The organism is Legionella pelazae (genome assembly GCF_052527395.1).
The window spans coordinates 111,554-128,088 of sequence record NZ_JBNVZS010000001.1 but is presented as its reverse complement, the minus strand read 5'-3'; the positions used below and the strand labels follow the sequence as shown (position 1 = coordinate 128,088).

The window sequence follows — 16,535 nt, the reverse complement described above, 5'->3', positions numbered from 1 at the left end:
CAGAGAATGGCGATAGAGCAGACTATAAGATAGCTAGTTTTTGTCGGTTGCTTAAATGACCTAGTTATTTAGACATGTTGCTGATAAATCGATCTAACTGATTAGAAAAATTTTGGATTTCTTTATTACTTAATTTGTCTGCTCCCCCGCCAATTAAACCGTTGTCGCGCAACGACTCATTTAAATTTCGGATACTTAAAATCTGTTTTATATTATTAGCTGAGTATAGTGTACCACGTGGATTAAGCGCATAAGCTTGCTTTGCAATCACATGATCCGCCAAAATGATATCAGAGGTAATGACCAGTTCTTTGCTCTGCAAATGATCAACAATGTAGCTATCAGCTTTATCAAAACCCGCTGTGACGATAACACGTTTAATGAAAGGCGATGCAGGAATCATTGCATAATGGTTTGCAACCATTGTAACAAGGACACCGCGTTTTATGGCTGCACGAAATAAAATTTGTTTAATTGCTTTAGGGCAAGCATCGCCGTCAATCCAAATACTCATCTAAATCAAACCTTATAAAAAACAATTATTCACTCTAATCATTAACGATGTGACACTTAAAATATCTCGCTAGATTAGTTTTTTTAACACCGCTTCACCTACACCCTTTGCACTAGCAGGATTTTGCCCAGTAATAAGAAGCCCATCTTCTACTAGGTGCTTTTGAAAAGGAATTTTAGCTTTGCTGTATTTAGCACCCCGTTTGGTTAATTCCTCTTCCAAATTAAAAGGAACCGCTTGCGCACGTTTTGCCCATTTTTCTTCTCGCCAAGAAAAGCAAGTTAGCTCTTTTCCCTCAATTAGATAATGACCTGTGCTTAATTTAGATTCTAATAATCCAGCAGGACCATGGCAAACAGCAGCTATAATTTTGTTAGCAGTGTAAAATTGGCTTATTAAATCCGCTAAGGCCTTACTTTTCGGAAAATCAAAGCAAACGCCGTGACCACCAGTCAGATAAAGAGCGCTATAATTTGCTGGATTAATGTCGCTGAGATTTAACGAATTGCTTAATAAATTCATAAAGTCACGGTTTTTATAATATTGGTGAACTGTTCCTTTGAAACCTAAATTAAATCCAGCTTGTGGTAACATCAAACTTTCTGGATCTAAGGGTACAAACCCGCCTAAAGGACTTGCAATATCCATTTTTATGCCAGCCTTAGCTAACACATGCCAAAAATGGGTTAACTCACTTAGCCATAAACCGGTCCTATAGCCTACCGCTTCATATTCAGGCGTATTGGTTACTATAATAACAACTCGGTGCTCCATGCTATTTTACTCCCTTAAGTAGTACTAAATAAGTAAAAGATCGGTAACTAAGTATATAATATAAAACTAAGCCATTTTAGCCATTGAAAAGGATTAATCTGTACCACATAATTAGTTATAGGACAATTTTGTAAAATGACGATGAATAAAGTTAAAGAAATTGCATGCCCTACCTGCGGAAAACTTAAGATTTGGAGCGCTGCTAATGCGTTTAGGCCTTTTTGCTCTGAGCGCTGCAAGCTAATTGACCTAGGTGAATGGGCTAGTGATTCCCGCAGAATCTCAGGTAATTCCATTGCGCCTGATCTTTCCTTACCCGTTCATAATGAACGGGGTGATTCTGATGATGCTTAACGGTTAATGAGCACTCTGAATGCGCCTTCTATTGATGGAATTTTTAACGCTGTCTGCTATTGTTAGCACGTTTTTCTTTCATCATCCTGATAAATCCAGTTCAAATTGTATAGTTTAAAATACTTTAATGAAAAGAGTGCTAAAATTATAGCCATAGAAGAAATAAAGCAATAACTAATAGCAGTTTGATTAGATTCAAAGGAATAGACGGAGTAAATGGATGAGCCAGCAAACTGTTTGGATTATTAAAAATACCCAAATTAAGCGCCTTTTTCCTCTAGGCGTTGACGAAGCTATCTCTATTATGAACTTGCCGGATAAGCCACCTTTTGCCTTAGTCTTATCTAAAAATTCTCAGCAAAATTGGATTGATTTGCTCAAAGAAATAAGGAGCAGAGCCAGTTATCGTTTTACCCCTGTTTATTATCATGATGACGTACCACCTCACCTAAGACACCTCTTTGCTGGGCCTGCTGATGATAATCTTATCAACAGTGCTAACAAAATTTATGAACGTATCCACAATATTTCGCCTTTAACTTTTCAATCACCCAATAGAGAATCAATATTATTGGCTTATCTATATTCGCGTCCTCATTGTCCTGTAAAAGGTTATAAAAGCGATAAATCTCCTTTTGTGTATGATTACCCACTATTAAATATCCTTTTTAAGGACAATTTAGAAGTTGATAATTGGAAATTCTTAGAGAGTTTAGTCACTAGAAATCTACTTGCACATAGTGATGTTATTGATGAAATTGAAACCTGCCCGGCGTGTGATTCTGGTTTACTTAATTTAAGAAAGTCATGTCCAAATTGTCGTTCAACCAATTTTAAACCCCAACAATTTGTGCATTGCTTTGCTTGCGGCCAAATCGCTCCTGTACCTGAGTTTTTACGTCAAGAACGATTAATTTGTAGTAATTGCCATATTAAGCTTGAGGCACCCGGTGTTGATTACGAAAAGCCTATTGAAAACAAATTATGTAACGCTTGTGGTCATTTTTTTGCCGAACCTATACTTGAATTAGTTTGCTTAAGTTGTCATCGCACTTCAGCTTCTAGCGAATTTATCAGAAAACCCTTATATGATTATCATTTAACACGTCAGGGTGAGTATGTCGTACTTGGAATAGAAAATAGTTTCTACGCAAGCTTTGGCCAATATTTTAAGATGACCGATTATCCTGTTTTTCTGTCCATTTTAAATTGGTATACGAAACTATCAGAACGTTACGGTTTACTTCACTTTAGTGTCATGATGCTACAAATAGATGTTAATAACCGAGAAGAAGTTAAAAAAGAACAGTCTTCTGAGTTCATTGGAAAAATTTTTACCAATTTGCGTCAGGTCATTAGAGAAAGTGATCTCGCCTCACGGTTAGATGAGAGTATGCTTTTTTTATTGCCTTTTACTAAAGAAGAAGGTTGTATGATAGTTCTTAATCGACTTCAGCACGCAGGACAAGAACTAGTAAATGCTAACGAGAATCTAGGGTTGACTATTAAAGTAAGTTATATGGCTTCTAATGAAATTCTTAGTAGCGCATTACAAGGTGAATTTATAATGGCTGAATTAAAGATCCGTATGCAAGAAAATAACCTTTGCATTGCCAAAAATTAGTACAAAGCAGCAGAGCACTTTCTTGAAGTGCTCCAAATAATGTCTATAACCTTGCTAAAGAGCATAAATAATATTATCGATAAGTTCCTTGCCACTGAGTTGAAAGATGCCAAAACCAATGGCAGCAGGAATTAAAATATTATTAAAATTTAAAGTGTTCATAGCATGCTTTATTTTTAGAGGTAATTAAACTAATGTTTCTAACATTGCTGCATCATATGAATGCATGTTAGCGGCGTTTTTTATTCGGCTAACCAAATCAGGATTAGCAATAAAAGGTCTGCCAAAGGCAATCAAATCAAACTGCTTGGCAAGCATTTGCTTAATTGCCTTTTGCACGGTATAACCGCCACTGGCAATTAAATGGCCCTTAAAATGCATCCGCATAAACTCAGTCATTGTTTTATGATTAAGTTCTGGAAAGCGCGTCTCATCATCGAAGTTCCCGGTATGTAGATAAGCAATTTGTTTCTCACTTAACTGCGCTAATAAATATTGAAAAACTATCGAATCGCGTCTGTCACCTACAATCTCATTTAAATAAGCACCAGGTGATAGCCTAATTCCTACTCGCTCACGACCAATTTCTGCTATACAAGCATCAACAACCTCTAGTGCAAACCGAGCCAGATTTTCTGGTTCAACACCGTAAGCATCTTGGCGCTTATTTGTTGAGTAATGTAAAAACTGATCAATTAAATAGCCATTAGCGCCATGGATTTCAATGCCGTCAAAACCGGCTTTAAGCGCATTCTTAGCTGCTTTTGCATAACTGCTGACTAAGTCTTTAATTTCTGCCAAGGAAAGTGCTCTTGATTTGCCATAATAAAGTTCCCCATCAGCTCTGCGCACCCGGCTACTCATTTGCGTTTCAGAAGCAGAGATGGGTAAAGAGCCATTTAAAAAAATAGGATGAGAAACCCGGCCCACATGCCAAATTTGTAAAAAAATCTTACCCTTATTTTGATGCACTGCTTGCGTAATCTTCTGCCATCCTGCTATCTGCTGGTCAGTGTAAATGCCAGGGGTATTGCTATAACCTCGGCCATCAGGACGGATAATAGTGCCTTCAGTAATAATCAATCCTGCATCCGCACGTCTTGCATAATAGGTGGCCATCTCGGAAGTAGGACTTAAATCATCGGTTGCTTTATTGCGGGTCATAGGTGCCATCACAATACGATTTTTAAGCTCAATTATTTCATTAAGCTTAAACGATTCTAAAAGAATATTTACGTTAACCATGTGCATCTCCTAAATAATTTCTAAATATCGCAAATTATCGATATAAATAGTTAAAAAATTTTATATCTTAGTCTTAAACTCCTGTAAAAATTTCTCAATAAAAGGTTGGTTTAATTTACAATAAGTCCACTGGCCTCGGCGCTCCATAGTAATAAGGCCCGCTTGGTGCAATTGAGATAAATAAGCTGAGATAGTGGATTGCGATAAACCGGCTTTCTTTTCAATAAGCCCAACACAAACGCCATCTACACTCACATCACAATGCGAGGAGCTAAAATGCTTAGCGGGCTCTTTTAGCCATTCAATAATTTGCAACCGCCTTTCATTAGAAAGCGCTTTCAATATAAGTACGATATTCATACCAGTTATTATATCGTAATTTTGCGATATGTCAATATAACAGCCCGCTTTTTTATTTAATTTATAGTCTTAAGGCGCTTGCTTCAAACAGTTTATTGATTAAAATCAATGACAAAATGCTCAGCTGTTTTATTAACCGGGTCATATTTGCATCGGTTGGTATAATTTAAATTTTTGCCATACACATGCAATGAGACAGCCGTTACGCTTGCAATATTAACGACACTATGGATTTGATTAGCTTGTATGGTGATAACATCACCAGGATGGCATATAATTGGCGGCTCTTGCCTTTCAATGTCAGCATAGCCGGGTATTAAACCATTATCGAGTCGCCTCCAAAAGTAATTTTCTTCAATACCACTCACACATCCCACTACAGCCCAAGTGCGATGATCATGCGGTGAAATTTCGCGTCCAGGCTCCCAGGCCACTAAATTTACTGCTAAACAATGATTAGATTCTTCATAGATTAACCATGATTTAAAACCTTCAGAGGTATCGACTGTTTTAAATCGCTCTTCTAACCAATCACTTTGGTTCACCCAGAATTGCACAATGGATGAAACCTTTTGCATATTAAAAATATCATCATGTTCTTGAACATTTAATGCTTTTAATTCATTAATAAAGGGGGTTAAAGCCTCCAAAACTGAACTCATCATGCGCTTAAATTTTAAAGGGTCTTAACTTGGAGCTTAGCAGAAACAAAATAGATTGCATGATAAAAAGCAAAAACCTATTTGATTGCCCTAAAATATTTTACAATTAACATGTTATTGCCAGAGAATTATTCTAAAAAGCTAAGAAATTGGTGATCAAGATGCTTTGCTGTAGGCCCTTTAAACTTATTTGAGCCGAAAAAAAGGTTTTAGTTAATAACTAATAAAAATAGAACGATGAAAAACAATTATTTAAAAAGTTCCTCTACTAAGTATCGGGCCGATATCGATGGTTTACGAGCGTTAGCGGTTATTTCAGTTGTGGTGTTTCATGCCCTTCCCCATAGTTTACCTGGCGGATTCATTGGCGTTGATATTTTTTTTGTCATCTCTGGTTTTTTAATTTCTACTATTTTATTGGAAAACTTAGAAAACAATTGTTTTAGTCTACGAGACTTTTATGCCAAGCGAATTAGAAGGATATTTCCTGCCTTATTAACTGTTCTAGTTAGCAGCTTATTATTAGGCTGGGTTATCTTGTTTGCCACAGAATTTAAAGAATTAGGCAAACACATTGCAGCGGGTGCAAGCTTTATTTCTAATTTTATTTTATGGCAAGAAGCAGGTTATTTTGATAAAGCAGCCTATTATAAACCCTTATTACACTTATGGAGTTTAGGCATAGAGGAACAATTTTACCTTATTTGGCCACTCTTACTCTGGTTTTCTTTCAAGAAGCGATTAAACATCTTTGCGATTTTGGCTTTTGTTATCCTGCTTTCTTTCAGCCTTAACATGAAAACCATTCACCAAGATGCGATTGCCACTTTTTATATGCCACAAACTCGTTTTTGGGAATTAATATGTGGCAGTTTGTTAGCTTGGGTTAATTTATATAAGCACAACGAATTTAAGAACTTAAAACTAAAGCTACATCATTTTTTAAAAACCCTCTTTAAACATAATACTCTAATTGCCAACCCCAATTTTTTAAACAATGTGCTTGCCTTAATAGGTTTTGCTTTAATCATGTATGCTCATTTTAAAGTTAAAAAAACGATGTCTTTTCCGGGGGGCTGGGCTTTATTACCCTGCGGCGGTGCACTATTATTAATTGCTGCTGGACCCCAAGCCTGGCTAAATCGCACTTTATTAGCCAACCGCTTCATGGTATGGATCGGCTTAATTAGTTTTCCTCTCTACTTATGGCACTGGCCTATTTTATCTTTTATAAAAATTACCGAGCTTAACCCCAGTAAAGCATTAAACCTATTAGGTGTCGGTGTAGCTATTATTTTCGCGTGGTTAACCTATAAATTTATTGAAAAGCCGGTGCGATTCGGTGCTTATAACCAAAAAAAAACGATTATCTTACTTATTTTAATGAGTATTGTCGGTGGTTTAGGTGGAGGTATTTATCAGCACTCTGGCTTAATCTTTAAACCAGCTCAAGTGAGCAAAATTGTCGATTTAATCAGCAATCCTTTACCTTTAGTAGATGATTTTGATTGCAGCCAATTAATTCCTGAATTTAGCCAACTTTCATTTAATGTGGGCTGTAAACTCTCTAAAAATACCTTACCTGATATCCTGTTTATGGGTGATTCCCATACAGCGCATTATCGCAATGCTATTTGGCGGCAGTTTTCTAACCATTCCGTGTTAATGATTGTTCAACCTTCATGCCTTCCTTTTGCCAATCATCGCCTACTAAAAGGCGATTGTCAAAAAAAATACGATGCTATTTTGGCATTTTTAAAGACAAACAAAAGCATCAAAAAAGTTTATTTATCGGGTTATTGGTCTTATCTAATGACAGGCGGCTTTGCTATTGCGAAGGGCCATTGGCGACAAGCAAAGCCTCTTGAGCCAAAAGAAGTGATCAGTTTTCAAGAAAATGGTCGACGCTTAATTGCTACTATTCTGGCATCCCATAAAGAGGTCATCTTTTTAAAAGATATACCTGACTTAGATTTTAATATTAACACTTGCTTTAAATTACGGCCTATTCGTTTATCCTTTCGCCCCATTCGCAACAATTGCTGGATAGATTTTGCGACTTACCAAAAGCGCATAGCACCCTATGATAAAGTGATTGATGATTTATTAAGAGAATTTCCTGCAGTAAAATTATTCGATCCTCGTCCTTTATTTTGCACTGATGGCAAATGCTATGCGCGTGATGCCGAACTTCCTTACTATTTTAATGGTGATCACCTAAACCAATACGGCGCAGAATATGTGATTAAAAATATGCAAAACTTAACCTAACTTTAATCACCAAGTGTACGATGATAGTGATCTAAGCTTTCATCCAAGCTTGCTGCATCGGTTAAGGCTGCAACATTTTCTTTGGTAAAGAACCCATCAAACCCATGGCATCGTTCAACATATTCTGTAATCAATAAAGAATATTGCGAGTGTTTAGAAAATATCTGCTTTAAATCGGGCACATCGGTACAAGTACCAAAAACTTGCGCTAAGAAGTGAATGGGTAAATTATTTTTTAAAGTATTGACGACAAAATCAATATTCTTTTTGCCAGAACTATGATCACCATCACTTATTTCATAAGCAACATGGTGCATACGTCTGCCATAGTTGCGTACGAATGTTTCAGTAGGCATAGGCAGATTCTCAAACGAATTAACCATGTAAGGCGTATTATTGGCAGTAAATACTTTTGCCGGTGAACGAATATCATTGCCATGCGGCGTCCGATTGACATTCGTTGATGAATTCATGTCATAAATATTGTAAGCACCCCAAAAATAATAATTAGACAAGCATAAAAATTCTAAAATGGCATCTTCTCGCTCACCTGCTAAAATTCGGGTAGCCATATGATCGATACCCTTTAATAAACTTTTTGTCCCTTGTTTTTCACTCCAAAGGTCTGCCTCATTCAGTATTGCTTCTTGTTCAGGCGTAAGAAAAAAACGCTGCCCTAATTCTAGACTATCAAAATCGAAAATATCGCTATCAATATAGCCAACACTGTTATAAGTAAAATCAGACAATTTAGTGAAATGAATGTGTTTACTGCAATAAAATTTATTCTCAGTCATGTCTGGAATGCTGAAATTAAAATCATGGGAGATAAGAATCCTGCGTACTTCATCTTTATCCTTACAGCGATAAATTTCTCCCACATAGCGGGCATTAAATTTAGGTCGCGCCAAAGGATACATTTTATTAAGGCGCGTGATATCGTCCCTGAAATTAGGATCTAAAGGCTCAAGTACAATATAAACCGGAGCATTTTCTGTATTAACAAGGCAATAAAATTTATGTGTATCACTAATATAACTTCTAACATAACGATAAGGCGTCATATAATACAATTCTTTAAGATAATCGATCGCATCCCCTGTTTGGACTTGTACAACAATCCCGCACATATCACCATATAAATCTTCAAGCCCAGATGCTCGCCTTCTTTCATAAATTTTAGTTTTATATTCATTAAAATAGGCTGAATTTTCTTTATCGCCCTTAGATTGGTACTCGAGTGGATTAATCATTGCTAACCTCTAACAACTAACAAACCATTGCAAATAGTATTACTACTAATTATATATCGCCTGCGAGGTTTTGCTTGCAAATTGCTAAATTAGTTTAAAAATCCAGCCCTAAGTTGGTTATCTAAGGATTAAGTGTTCTCTAACTTAGCGACCATGCGACAAGGCAAGCCTGTTTTTCCAGGTAAATTTAACCACATTAAATGTATAAGAAAGGGTCCTGTTATTTGGCGTGTTAAATTATCAAGATTAGTAATATTCTCAACAATATAAATCCCTTGGACTTCACAGCGCTTATCAGCTAAAGCATGTTCTCTGCCACGCCGAATACCGGCTGCATCGATGGCAATGATATGAATTTTCTTGGCAATCAACGCATCAATTAATGCATCTGATAATTGTGGATGGTTATGAAAATAAGCTTGGGAGCCATAGATATGTTCTTTAATTCTATCTGTTTTAAATAAAAGACAATCTTTCGCTTTAATTGCTTCTAAATCAATATCGGTGATATCAATGTCGCGATCTTTAACATGACTTACATCAAATAATAAAGCCCGATTTTCCATGTACTCTAGCGGTATTTCTGTTTTTAAATGAATATCAATGTGAGTGCCAAAGTGGCCAGATTTTAAGAAAACATCATAGTTTTCATGGATAACCTCTTTATCGATAGTTAATTGGTTCATACTAAGTGTTAAATCGATATACATCCTTACATCCTCTTGAAATGAAAATCCCATAGTATTTTTTATTAAGACGTATTAATATCCTGATTTTGACAAAAAATAATGTAATTAAGACATGCCTTACTATACTGTCCAAGACATCATTGATCCTGATGAAATTGCTGCACCTGTGATTGGGTTTGCCTTTGATAAACAGCCAACCACACCAGGCGAGCATTGTCACCGTAAAGGGCAACTCTTATATTGCAGTCGTGGGGTGACCCATTTTTATTGCCAGGGCCGTTATTTCTTATTACCACCTAGCAAAGCAGCATGGATTCCACCAAATGTAAAACACGACGTTTACTCAGCAAGCAAGGTGAGTTATCGCTCTTTATATATTGATGTAAAGCAATTTTTACAACTACCTGATGCGATGCAAATACTACAAGTTGAACCTTTATTAAAATTAATGATTGAAAAATTTTGTTTTATTAAACCAGGCTACACGAAAGACAGTCCTGAATTTCGGCTAGCAACAGTCATTGTTGATTTTATCAATCAAGCCATAACCTTGCCATTGTCCCTACCAAAACCTTTAGATAAGCGTTTAAATAAGATTTTCCAAGCAATATTACAAACACCTGGCGAAGCAAAATCTGTCAACGATTATGCCCAAATGGTTAATATTACTGCACGTACGTTAAATCGCATCACCCAAAAAGAAATAGGTATGAGCTTTGAAAAGTGGCGTTTGGAATTGCGCTTAATGCATGCCTTTGCTTTACTAGAGCGCGGTTATTCCGTCACCCAAGTAAGCCAATGCTTAGGATACAGTAATGACAGTAGTTTTATTGCTCGCTTTAAACAATGGGCTGGTGAGACCCCAGCGCAATACCGGCGTAAAGTTCAAGCTGGGCTTTAAAATAGATTTATATTCTTATTACTCTCTTTATAAATTGGCTAAAATAATTAAATAATTAATTTAAAATTTAAAGGCTAACCTTCATGCCCAAGCTAAGACTAAATAATATTTCCATGTATTACGAAATACATGGCATTGGTGAAGCGCTTATTTTTATCGCTGGTTTTAGTGTTGATCATACTGTTTGGCAAGAAATTCTGCCTCATTTTACCGATGGGTATAGAGTGATTTTAATCGATAATCGAGGTGCAGGCCAAACCGATGTGCCTGAAGGTCCTTATACCATCGCTGAAATGGCAGAGGATGTTGTCCAATTATGTGACCGACTTAAAATTAGACAAGCGCATTTTGTGGGTAATTCCATGGGCGGGCTTATTGTGCAAACATTGGCTTTTGCGCATCCTGAGTTGGTAAAATCAGCAACCATCAGTAATTCTGTCATGACTATTCAAACCCCTTATCAACTTTATATAGATGCCCAACTTGAATTACTGAAAGCGCAAGCACCTATTCATACATTGATTAAATCCTCGGCAAGCTGGCTTTTTTCTTTTCAGTTTCTTGCTAAGCCGGGGGTAGTTGAACAATTAATACAACAAGGATTAAGTAATCCTTACCCCTTTACTCTGCAAGGTTATGAAGGGCAGTATGCAGCGTTAACTGATTTTGATTCCACTGCTTGGATTGAGCAAATTAAAGTACCTGCCCTTATATTGGCCGCTGATGAAGATTTAATTTTTAATAAAGACACCGTACACCTCCTAGCGAAACATATGCTAAATGCTGAGTATTTTTGTTTTAATCATTGTGGGCATCTACCTTATATTGAGTATCCGGAGCTATTTGCCAACGAGATAAAGCGCTTTCATGCTAAGCTAGACTAAACGGGTCTGTTGACAATTTACATAGGCAACCACAGGAGAGCACGTGCCATAGCGACCATGGACGTATAGTTTCGCTTTAATTTATCAAATCTTGTGGCAAGAACACGAAAGTGCTTTATTCTTGCAAAGAGAATTTCGACTAAATGCCTGTATATGTAATGATTGATAAACAAGATGGCTCATTGCATTAGCGCCTATGATGGCATTGATTTGAGGATAGATCCAATAATCGCAACTCTTAGAAGGAATTTAGGATTTCCTTGATAAAGAGCATCATAAAATAAAAGCTTTTCTTGTGAAAGGTATCTATTTATTTAGAGTGCATGGTAATGAAATTTAATGTATATATTAAAGTTTTGACTGCGTTCTTGGTGATTTTTTTAATTTTTGTTTTGGCATTTTTTAACTATTTAAAGTCAGTTGAGACAAAGATAGTTATTAATGCAGGGAAAACAATGTCACAAGGACTTTTAATTAGTATAGAAAATGAATTAATTAATAGCCCAAGATCAAACTGGGATGCAATAATAAAGCAAAAGACAGATAATGTTGTTCATCTTGTATCAATCGATAGTCTAAAACTTACTTCAACGCAAAATAACCAATTAAATAATGGCGAGATAATTTTCCTATCAGGTAAAACCTATCAATTTCTCAACGAGGTCATTGTAGAACATATAGCATATAAAAAAATTGGTAATACCCCTTATGCATTAGCTTACTATTTTTCAGATCCAGGCCAATTTATTTTTCATTATATGAACCCTGCTTTAAAACAAATTGTTGAACATTTATTATTAAAGTCAAAAAATACGTGGGATAAAGAAACATTAAAGCTTGAAAGAATATATGGCTTCCCAATTCATGTTTATGATGCTAGGAGTAAATACTTGCCAAGTAATATAGTTAATTCTTTATTAACAAAGCGTCTAGTGTTTGAAACAAATAAAAACTCGTCACAAATTGGTATTCTCTATTATGGTTTTAGTGGTGAAATACTTAAAATTGGCCCGCTCAGCTATCTACCCATTACGGCAAGAATCAGTGATGTAATGGATTATTTTATATTGGCTTTCTTTTTCTTAACCCTTTGTTTTATTACATTTCTCTCACTGCTTTTTGTGAGGAATGTGAAAAAGGTATATCGGATAACTAAAAATTTTAGTCAAGGGAATTTTGACTTTCATCAGAAAATAAGCACCACCTCTGTTTTGTATGGACTTTATATAAATATCATTCACATGGGTAAGCGCTTAAAAGAACTGATTGAATCACATAAACAAATGTGCCGATTTGTTGCGCATGAAATTAGAACTCCTCTGTCAACCATACAAATGGCAACGGATAGTATCAAAAGAAAAAACGCTAAAGATATATTACTCACTAAACAGATAAACAGCATACAAGAAGATATTGCAGACATAAATCGCATCGTCAGCACTTTTTTGATTTACTCAAAAATACATTCTAGCGAATTAAAATTAAAAAAGTCAAAGACAGATATAATATTATGGTTAAGAAAGTTACTAGAACCTTATTATTCATCAGCATTTAAAATTACACTTCAGACTAATGAGTTAAATTCCTTGGAAGCATGTATAGATGAAAATATTTTAAAACACGCTGTTACTAATTTGATTACCAATGCTATGAAATTTGCCGTGCGCCATATTTCTTTAACCATTTCGCTTACTGATAGTCATGTTTTAATTCATGTAGACGATGATGGCCCCGGCCTGCCGGATGAGGGTATAGATGACATTTTTTCTGAATATACGATTGCCGAAGACGCCGAAATTGGAGATAAACATATTGGGTTAGGATTAGCTATTGTTAAAAAAGTTGTTAATCTCCACGCAGGAAAGGTCATGGCTACACAATCACCGCTCTTAAAAGGCGCTAGATTCACAATAGTACTTCCACGATATTCTTATGAATAGCGACTATAAGAAATTACAGTTTCCTCTCAAGACACCTCTTATGACTCCCATAGTTTGGAATCGCTAAAGGACTATATTTTTCTCTTTCTTTTTCTAGATGATTTCTATTGATCGCATATAGGAAGGCTGCGACTAAGTCTTTAGCTTTGGAAATTTGTCTTTAACTTCAGCATCTTTTGAAGTAGCCGCTTGTTTCATCTCAATCAGTGCGTCTGTAACTGTTGCTAGCTTGAGCTTTGCATCATCAAAACGTTTAGGGATAAATTCATCTTCATTGCCATCAATCATCTCTCCAGTTCCAAGCCCTCTTTCAAGAGCGCTGGTAACTGTATTAAGCTCTGATTCAAATGCCAATAATAGTTCATTATTGCCCTTTGCAGATTGTAGGACTCCATGTAATTTTTCCACTACATCTTCAGGAATATAAAGAGTACCTTCACTACATTTGCTATATTCACGTTTCGCAATAGGTAATGAAAGTAGCTCATCAGCTTTGTGTTGACTCATCTGAAATAGCTGTCTAACGGACTGCTTTAATTTTAAGGGAGTGAGTGGCAAATTGCCAGGTTTCAAAGAGGCTAGAAGTTTATCACTAGCAGTGACTCTTCCATCTTTGCTATGTTCTTGCGCTGTCTCGATGGGGGTTTGTCCTTTATTATCTTGCGCTTCAAGACTAGCACCGTGCTTTAATAATTTTTTAATGAGATTCAGCGGCTCTTCTCTATAATTATAAAAATTTTGTACCGCATAATGCAAAGCCGTCATGCCTTTTTTATCCACGCTATTAATATCAGCGCCATGTTTTAATAATAAATCAATGACGCTATCATTACTTGGGCCACCAATAAGGACTTTGCCACAACTTACCATGGCCAGCCGTAACAAATCTTTTTTAGCTAAAATTGACTCTAATAACCCTTCGTGATCTTTAAATACCAACGGTTCTTTTAAACCTAAGAGAAGCTCTAGTATGTCTCTATTGTTCAGTTGCTCTATGGAGTCTGCTCGCTTTAAGATATCACGCACACGTGTTAAATAATGTTCTTGCTCTTGCCCTAAAATTTGCCTTTCCTGCTCAAAAAACTTTGAAGCATTCACTTCTTGAAGTTGCAATTTTGGAAAACTATCCATTTTTTTTAAATCTTGAATTTTTAGAATATCTCGATTTAAAGCTATTTTCGCTATTAGTTCTTCATGGTCTTTCCCTAACATTGCACGTGCATATTCTATAGTGTTAACTTTTAATTCTTTAGCCGTTTTTGTTGAGGCAAATAATGATTTGCGCACAGCAACTTGATATGGGCCATGATAAAAAATAATACTGTTTCCTGCTTTCCAGACATTTCCTGCCATTGATGTGATAGGCGCTTCTGGCGTAAGTGATCGGAAGCCAGTCTGGGCATCTTGGCTATTCCATGGTCCAGTTCCGCCAAATGTGATTTCTGGATGCTTTACTGATACTCTTTCTAAAAATGTTTTCTCCTGTTGGTTCGCTGCAGCATCAAGCTGACTATCTGTATTACAGCCTTCTAAGGTCACAAAAACTTCACCCCGATGCTTAGGTAATGTTTGTTTAAAGCTCGATAATAGCTTATCAAAATGGTCATCATATAAATGCTCACTTGGGCCATGGCGATTACCCAGACCATAATAGCCACCATTGCCATGCCCCATGATAAATAACTGCGGGTTTTTTTCGAATATAGTTGTATTGTCTGATCCCTTTGGTAAGTCTGTTTTGAGCTCGTCCAAACTACTATAGATTTTCGGGGATTTATCACACTGATCGAAAAAATAATACCTCAAATCGGAGCCCTCTAAAAAAACACCAATTGGCACAAATTGCGCAAACCGTTGTTTTAGGTGAGGGTTTACCACCACACCTCTTTGCGCTTCAGGCACTGGATGATCTGGGTCTGGTCTATATATTAAGATTTGTATTGCAGCATCTTTCATGGATCAACTCGACACTATTACTTTATAGGTTGATCTTATCAAAAGTATCTGGCTCAAATGTATATAAATTGTACAAACATTATTATTTTAAAATGACAATTTTGTCGAGGGATATGACTATAGATTTGCGATATTTCGTGAAGCTCTCATAACAGGCCTTACAAAAAGTACCAGGATCTAGACAAAAGAATTTTAGAGATTGTAGCTCTTTTGTAAGTCCTGCATAAAATTAATGGCCGTGGTCTATGTTTATTTCCAAGCCTCAGATACAAATATATATCCTTTTTTATGGATTGTTTTTATACGATAAGGCTTTTTACTATTATCATTTAATGCTTTTCTTAAACGTGATATTTTTAAATCGATACTTCTATCAACCCCATCATATTCGTGTCCAGATAGAGCATACATAATGCTATCTCTACTAAGTAACCTATCATGATTCTTAACCAATAAAACAAGAACCTCAAAGTCACTGCTACTTATTGAAATTTCTTCGTTAAAAAGATGAACACGCTTAGTACTAAAATTGATAGAAAAATTACCAAATTGAAATTGATTTTGATTATTAACTAAATTAGGCCGACGTAACAACGCTTCTATCCTTGCTTTTAAAACCTCATCTGCAACAGGTTTAGTTAGGTAGTCATCTGCTCCTAAGTTTAAAGAGGATACTTCACTTTCAATATCATTAACTGCAGTCAACATAAGTATTTTCCCCAAATAGTCCTCCCTAATAGTGTGACATATTTGATCGCCATTCATCCCAGGAAGCATTATGTCTAATATAACTAGGCTAGGTTGCTCACGAATAATGCGATAGACAGCCCTATCACCACGTTTTTCAATAGATACATCATAACCTGCTTCTTGTAAGCTCTCTTTGAGGTAATTTGCTAACTTAATATTATCTTCCACAAGCAATATTGATCTATCTTTCATTTGTTCTGTCTAAGCCTCTTAAAAATAAGAAAAACATCGAAAAAAATTAGTCTGAAATACTGTTTAAGTTAAGTGTTACATACCTATAAGGATGTAAGCAAACACACAGTATACTTGTATATTTATTCCCTATTATGGGTTTTTGAGACTAGGCTAATAAAATTAT

The 16,535-nt window shown here is 36.0% G+C and carries 15 protein-coding genes and 1 pseudogene; 6 read left to right on the top strand and 10 right to left on the bottom strand.

The genetic code is table 11. From position 1 onward, the window contains the following. Positions 1-64: 64 nt before the first annotated feature. Together ACQUW5_RS00580 and ACQUW5_RS00575 are read right to left on the bottom strand one after the other, a co-directional pair. Entirely contained in the window at positions 65-514 is a 450-nt protein-coding gene (locus ACQUW5_RS00580; RefSeq protein ID WP_444988987.1) for a YaiI/YqxD family protein, read from the bottom strand. Positions 515-583: 69 nt separating this feature from the next. Then, positions 584-1,288 carry a type 1 glutamine amidotransferase domain-containing protein gene (locus ACQUW5_RS00575; protein WP_444988985.1) on the bottom strand — a complete coding sequence of 235 codons (705 nt, stop codon included), beginning with the start codon at positions 1,286-1,288 and terminating at the stop codon, positions 584-586. A gap of 141 nt (positions 1,289-1,429) precedes the next feature. On the opposite strand from ACQUW5_RS00575, the gene ACQUW5_RS00570 reads away from it, so the two are divergent. Continuing rightward, on the top strand, positions 1,430-1,642 hold the full coding sequence (locus tag ACQUW5_RS00570; protein WP_444988983.1) for a DNA gyrase inhibitor YacG: 213 nt from the start codon (positions 1,430-1,432) through the stop codon (positions 1,640-1,642). Positions 1,643-1,862: 220 nt separating this feature from the next. Then, the gene (locus ACQUW5_RS00565) at positions 1,863-3,266 is read left to right on the top strand and encodes a TackOD1 domain-containing metal-binding protein (protein WP_444988981.1); all 1,404 of its coding nucleotides are present in this window, start codon (positions 1,863-1,865) and stop codon (positions 3,264-3,266) included. 186 nt (positions 3,267-3,452) lie between these two features. On the opposite strand, the gene ACQUW5_RS00560 is transcribed toward ACQUW5_RS00565, so the two are convergent. The 3 genes from ACQUW5_RS00560 to ACQUW5_RS00550 all read right to left on the bottom strand — a co-directional run bounded on the left by ACQUW5_RS00560 (position 3,453) and on the right by ACQUW5_RS00550 (position 5,536). Then, a complete protein-coding gene (locus tag ACQUW5_RS00560; RefSeq protein ID WP_444988980.1) occupies positions 3,453-4,511 on the bottom strand; it encodes an alkene reductase in 1,059 nt (352 codons plus the stop codon). A 60-nt stretch (positions 4,512-4,571) separates the two neighbouring features. Further along, positions 4,572-4,871: an ArsR/SmtB family transcription factor gene (locus tag ACQUW5_RS00555; protein ID WP_444988978.1), complete on the bottom strand. Its 300-nt coding sequence runs from the start codon at positions 4,869-4,871 to the stop codon at positions 4,572-4,574. 92 nt (positions 4,872-4,963) lie between these two features. Further along, positions 4,964-5,536, bottom strand: coding sequence for a cysteine dioxygenase family protein (locus tag ACQUW5_RS00550; protein WP_444988976.1), 573 nt, complete (start codon positions 5,534-5,536; stop codon positions 4,964-4,966). Positions 5,537-5,770: 234 nt separating this feature from the next. On the opposite strand from ACQUW5_RS00550, the gene ACQUW5_RS00545 reads away from it, so the two are divergent. Next, on the top strand, positions 5,771-7,804 hold the full coding sequence (locus ACQUW5_RS00545; protein ID WP_444988974.1) for an acyltransferase family protein: 2,034 nt from the start codon (positions 5,771-5,773) through the stop codon (positions 7,802-7,804). Positions 7,805-7,806: 2 nt separating this feature from the next. On the opposite strand, the gene ACQUW5_RS00540 is transcribed toward ACQUW5_RS00545, so the two are convergent. Next, positions 7,807-9,057, bottom strand: coding sequence for a hypothetical protein (locus ACQUW5_RS00540; protein ID WP_444988972.1), 1,251 nt, complete (start codon positions 9,055-9,057; stop codon positions 7,807-7,809). A 128-nt stretch (positions 9,058-9,185) separates the two neighbouring features. Further along, positions 9,186-9,767, bottom strand: coding sequence for a cyclase family protein (locus tag ACQUW5_RS00535; RefSeq protein WP_444988970.1), 582 nt, complete (start codon positions 9,765-9,767; stop codon positions 9,186-9,188). A 91-nt stretch (positions 9,768-9,858) separates the two neighbouring features. Between ACQUW5_RS00535 and ACQUW5_RS00530 the strand changes: the two genes are divergently transcribed. Then, positions 9,859-10,647, top strand: a complete 789-nt coding sequence (locus ACQUW5_RS00530; RefSeq protein WP_444988968.1) for an AraC family transcriptional regulator — start codon at positions 9,859-9,861, stop codon at positions 10,645-10,647. Positions 10,648-10,730: 83 nt separating this feature from the next. Beyond that, positions 10,731-11,531 carry an alpha/beta fold hydrolase gene (locus ACQUW5_RS00525; RefSeq protein WP_444988966.1) on the top strand — a complete coding sequence of 267 codons (801 nt, stop codon included), beginning with the start codon at positions 10,731-10,733 and terminating at the stop codon, positions 11,529-11,531. 17 nt (positions 11,532-11,548) lie between these two features. Here the strand turns inward: ACQUW5_RS00525 and ACQUW5_RS00520 are convergent. Further along, positions 11,549-11,689: pseudogene (locus ACQUW5_RS00520) on the bottom strand (IS5/IS1182 family transposase); the annotation flags it as partial. Between the two features lie 171 nt (positions 11,690-11,860). Between ACQUW5_RS00520 and ACQUW5_RS00515 the strand changes: the two are divergent. Beyond that, complete coding sequence (locus ACQUW5_RS00515; RefSeq protein ID WP_444988964.1) at positions 11,861-13,471, top strand: sensor histidine kinase; 1,611 nt, start codon at positions 11,861-11,863, stop codon at positions 13,469-13,471. A 132-nt stretch (positions 13,472-13,603) separates the two neighbouring features. Here ACQUW5_RS00515 and ACQUW5_RS00510 read toward each other — a convergent pair whose 3' ends face one another. Both ACQUW5_RS00510 and ACQUW5_RS00505 read right to left on the bottom strand, forming a co-directional pair. Beyond that, on the bottom strand, positions 13,604-15,427 hold the full coding sequence (locus ACQUW5_RS00510) for an ankyrin repeat domain-containing protein (protein ID WP_444988962.1): 1,824 nt from the start codon (positions 15,425-15,427) through the stop codon (positions 13,604-13,606). A 249-nt stretch (positions 15,428-15,676) separates the two neighbouring features. Next, the gene (locus tag ACQUW5_RS00505; RefSeq protein ID WP_444988960.1) at positions 15,677-16,369 is read right to left on the bottom strand and encodes a response regulator; all 693 of its coding nucleotides are present in this window, start codon (positions 16,367-16,369) and stop codon (positions 15,677-15,679) included. Between the last annotated feature and the right edge of the window lie 166 nt (positions 16,370-16,535).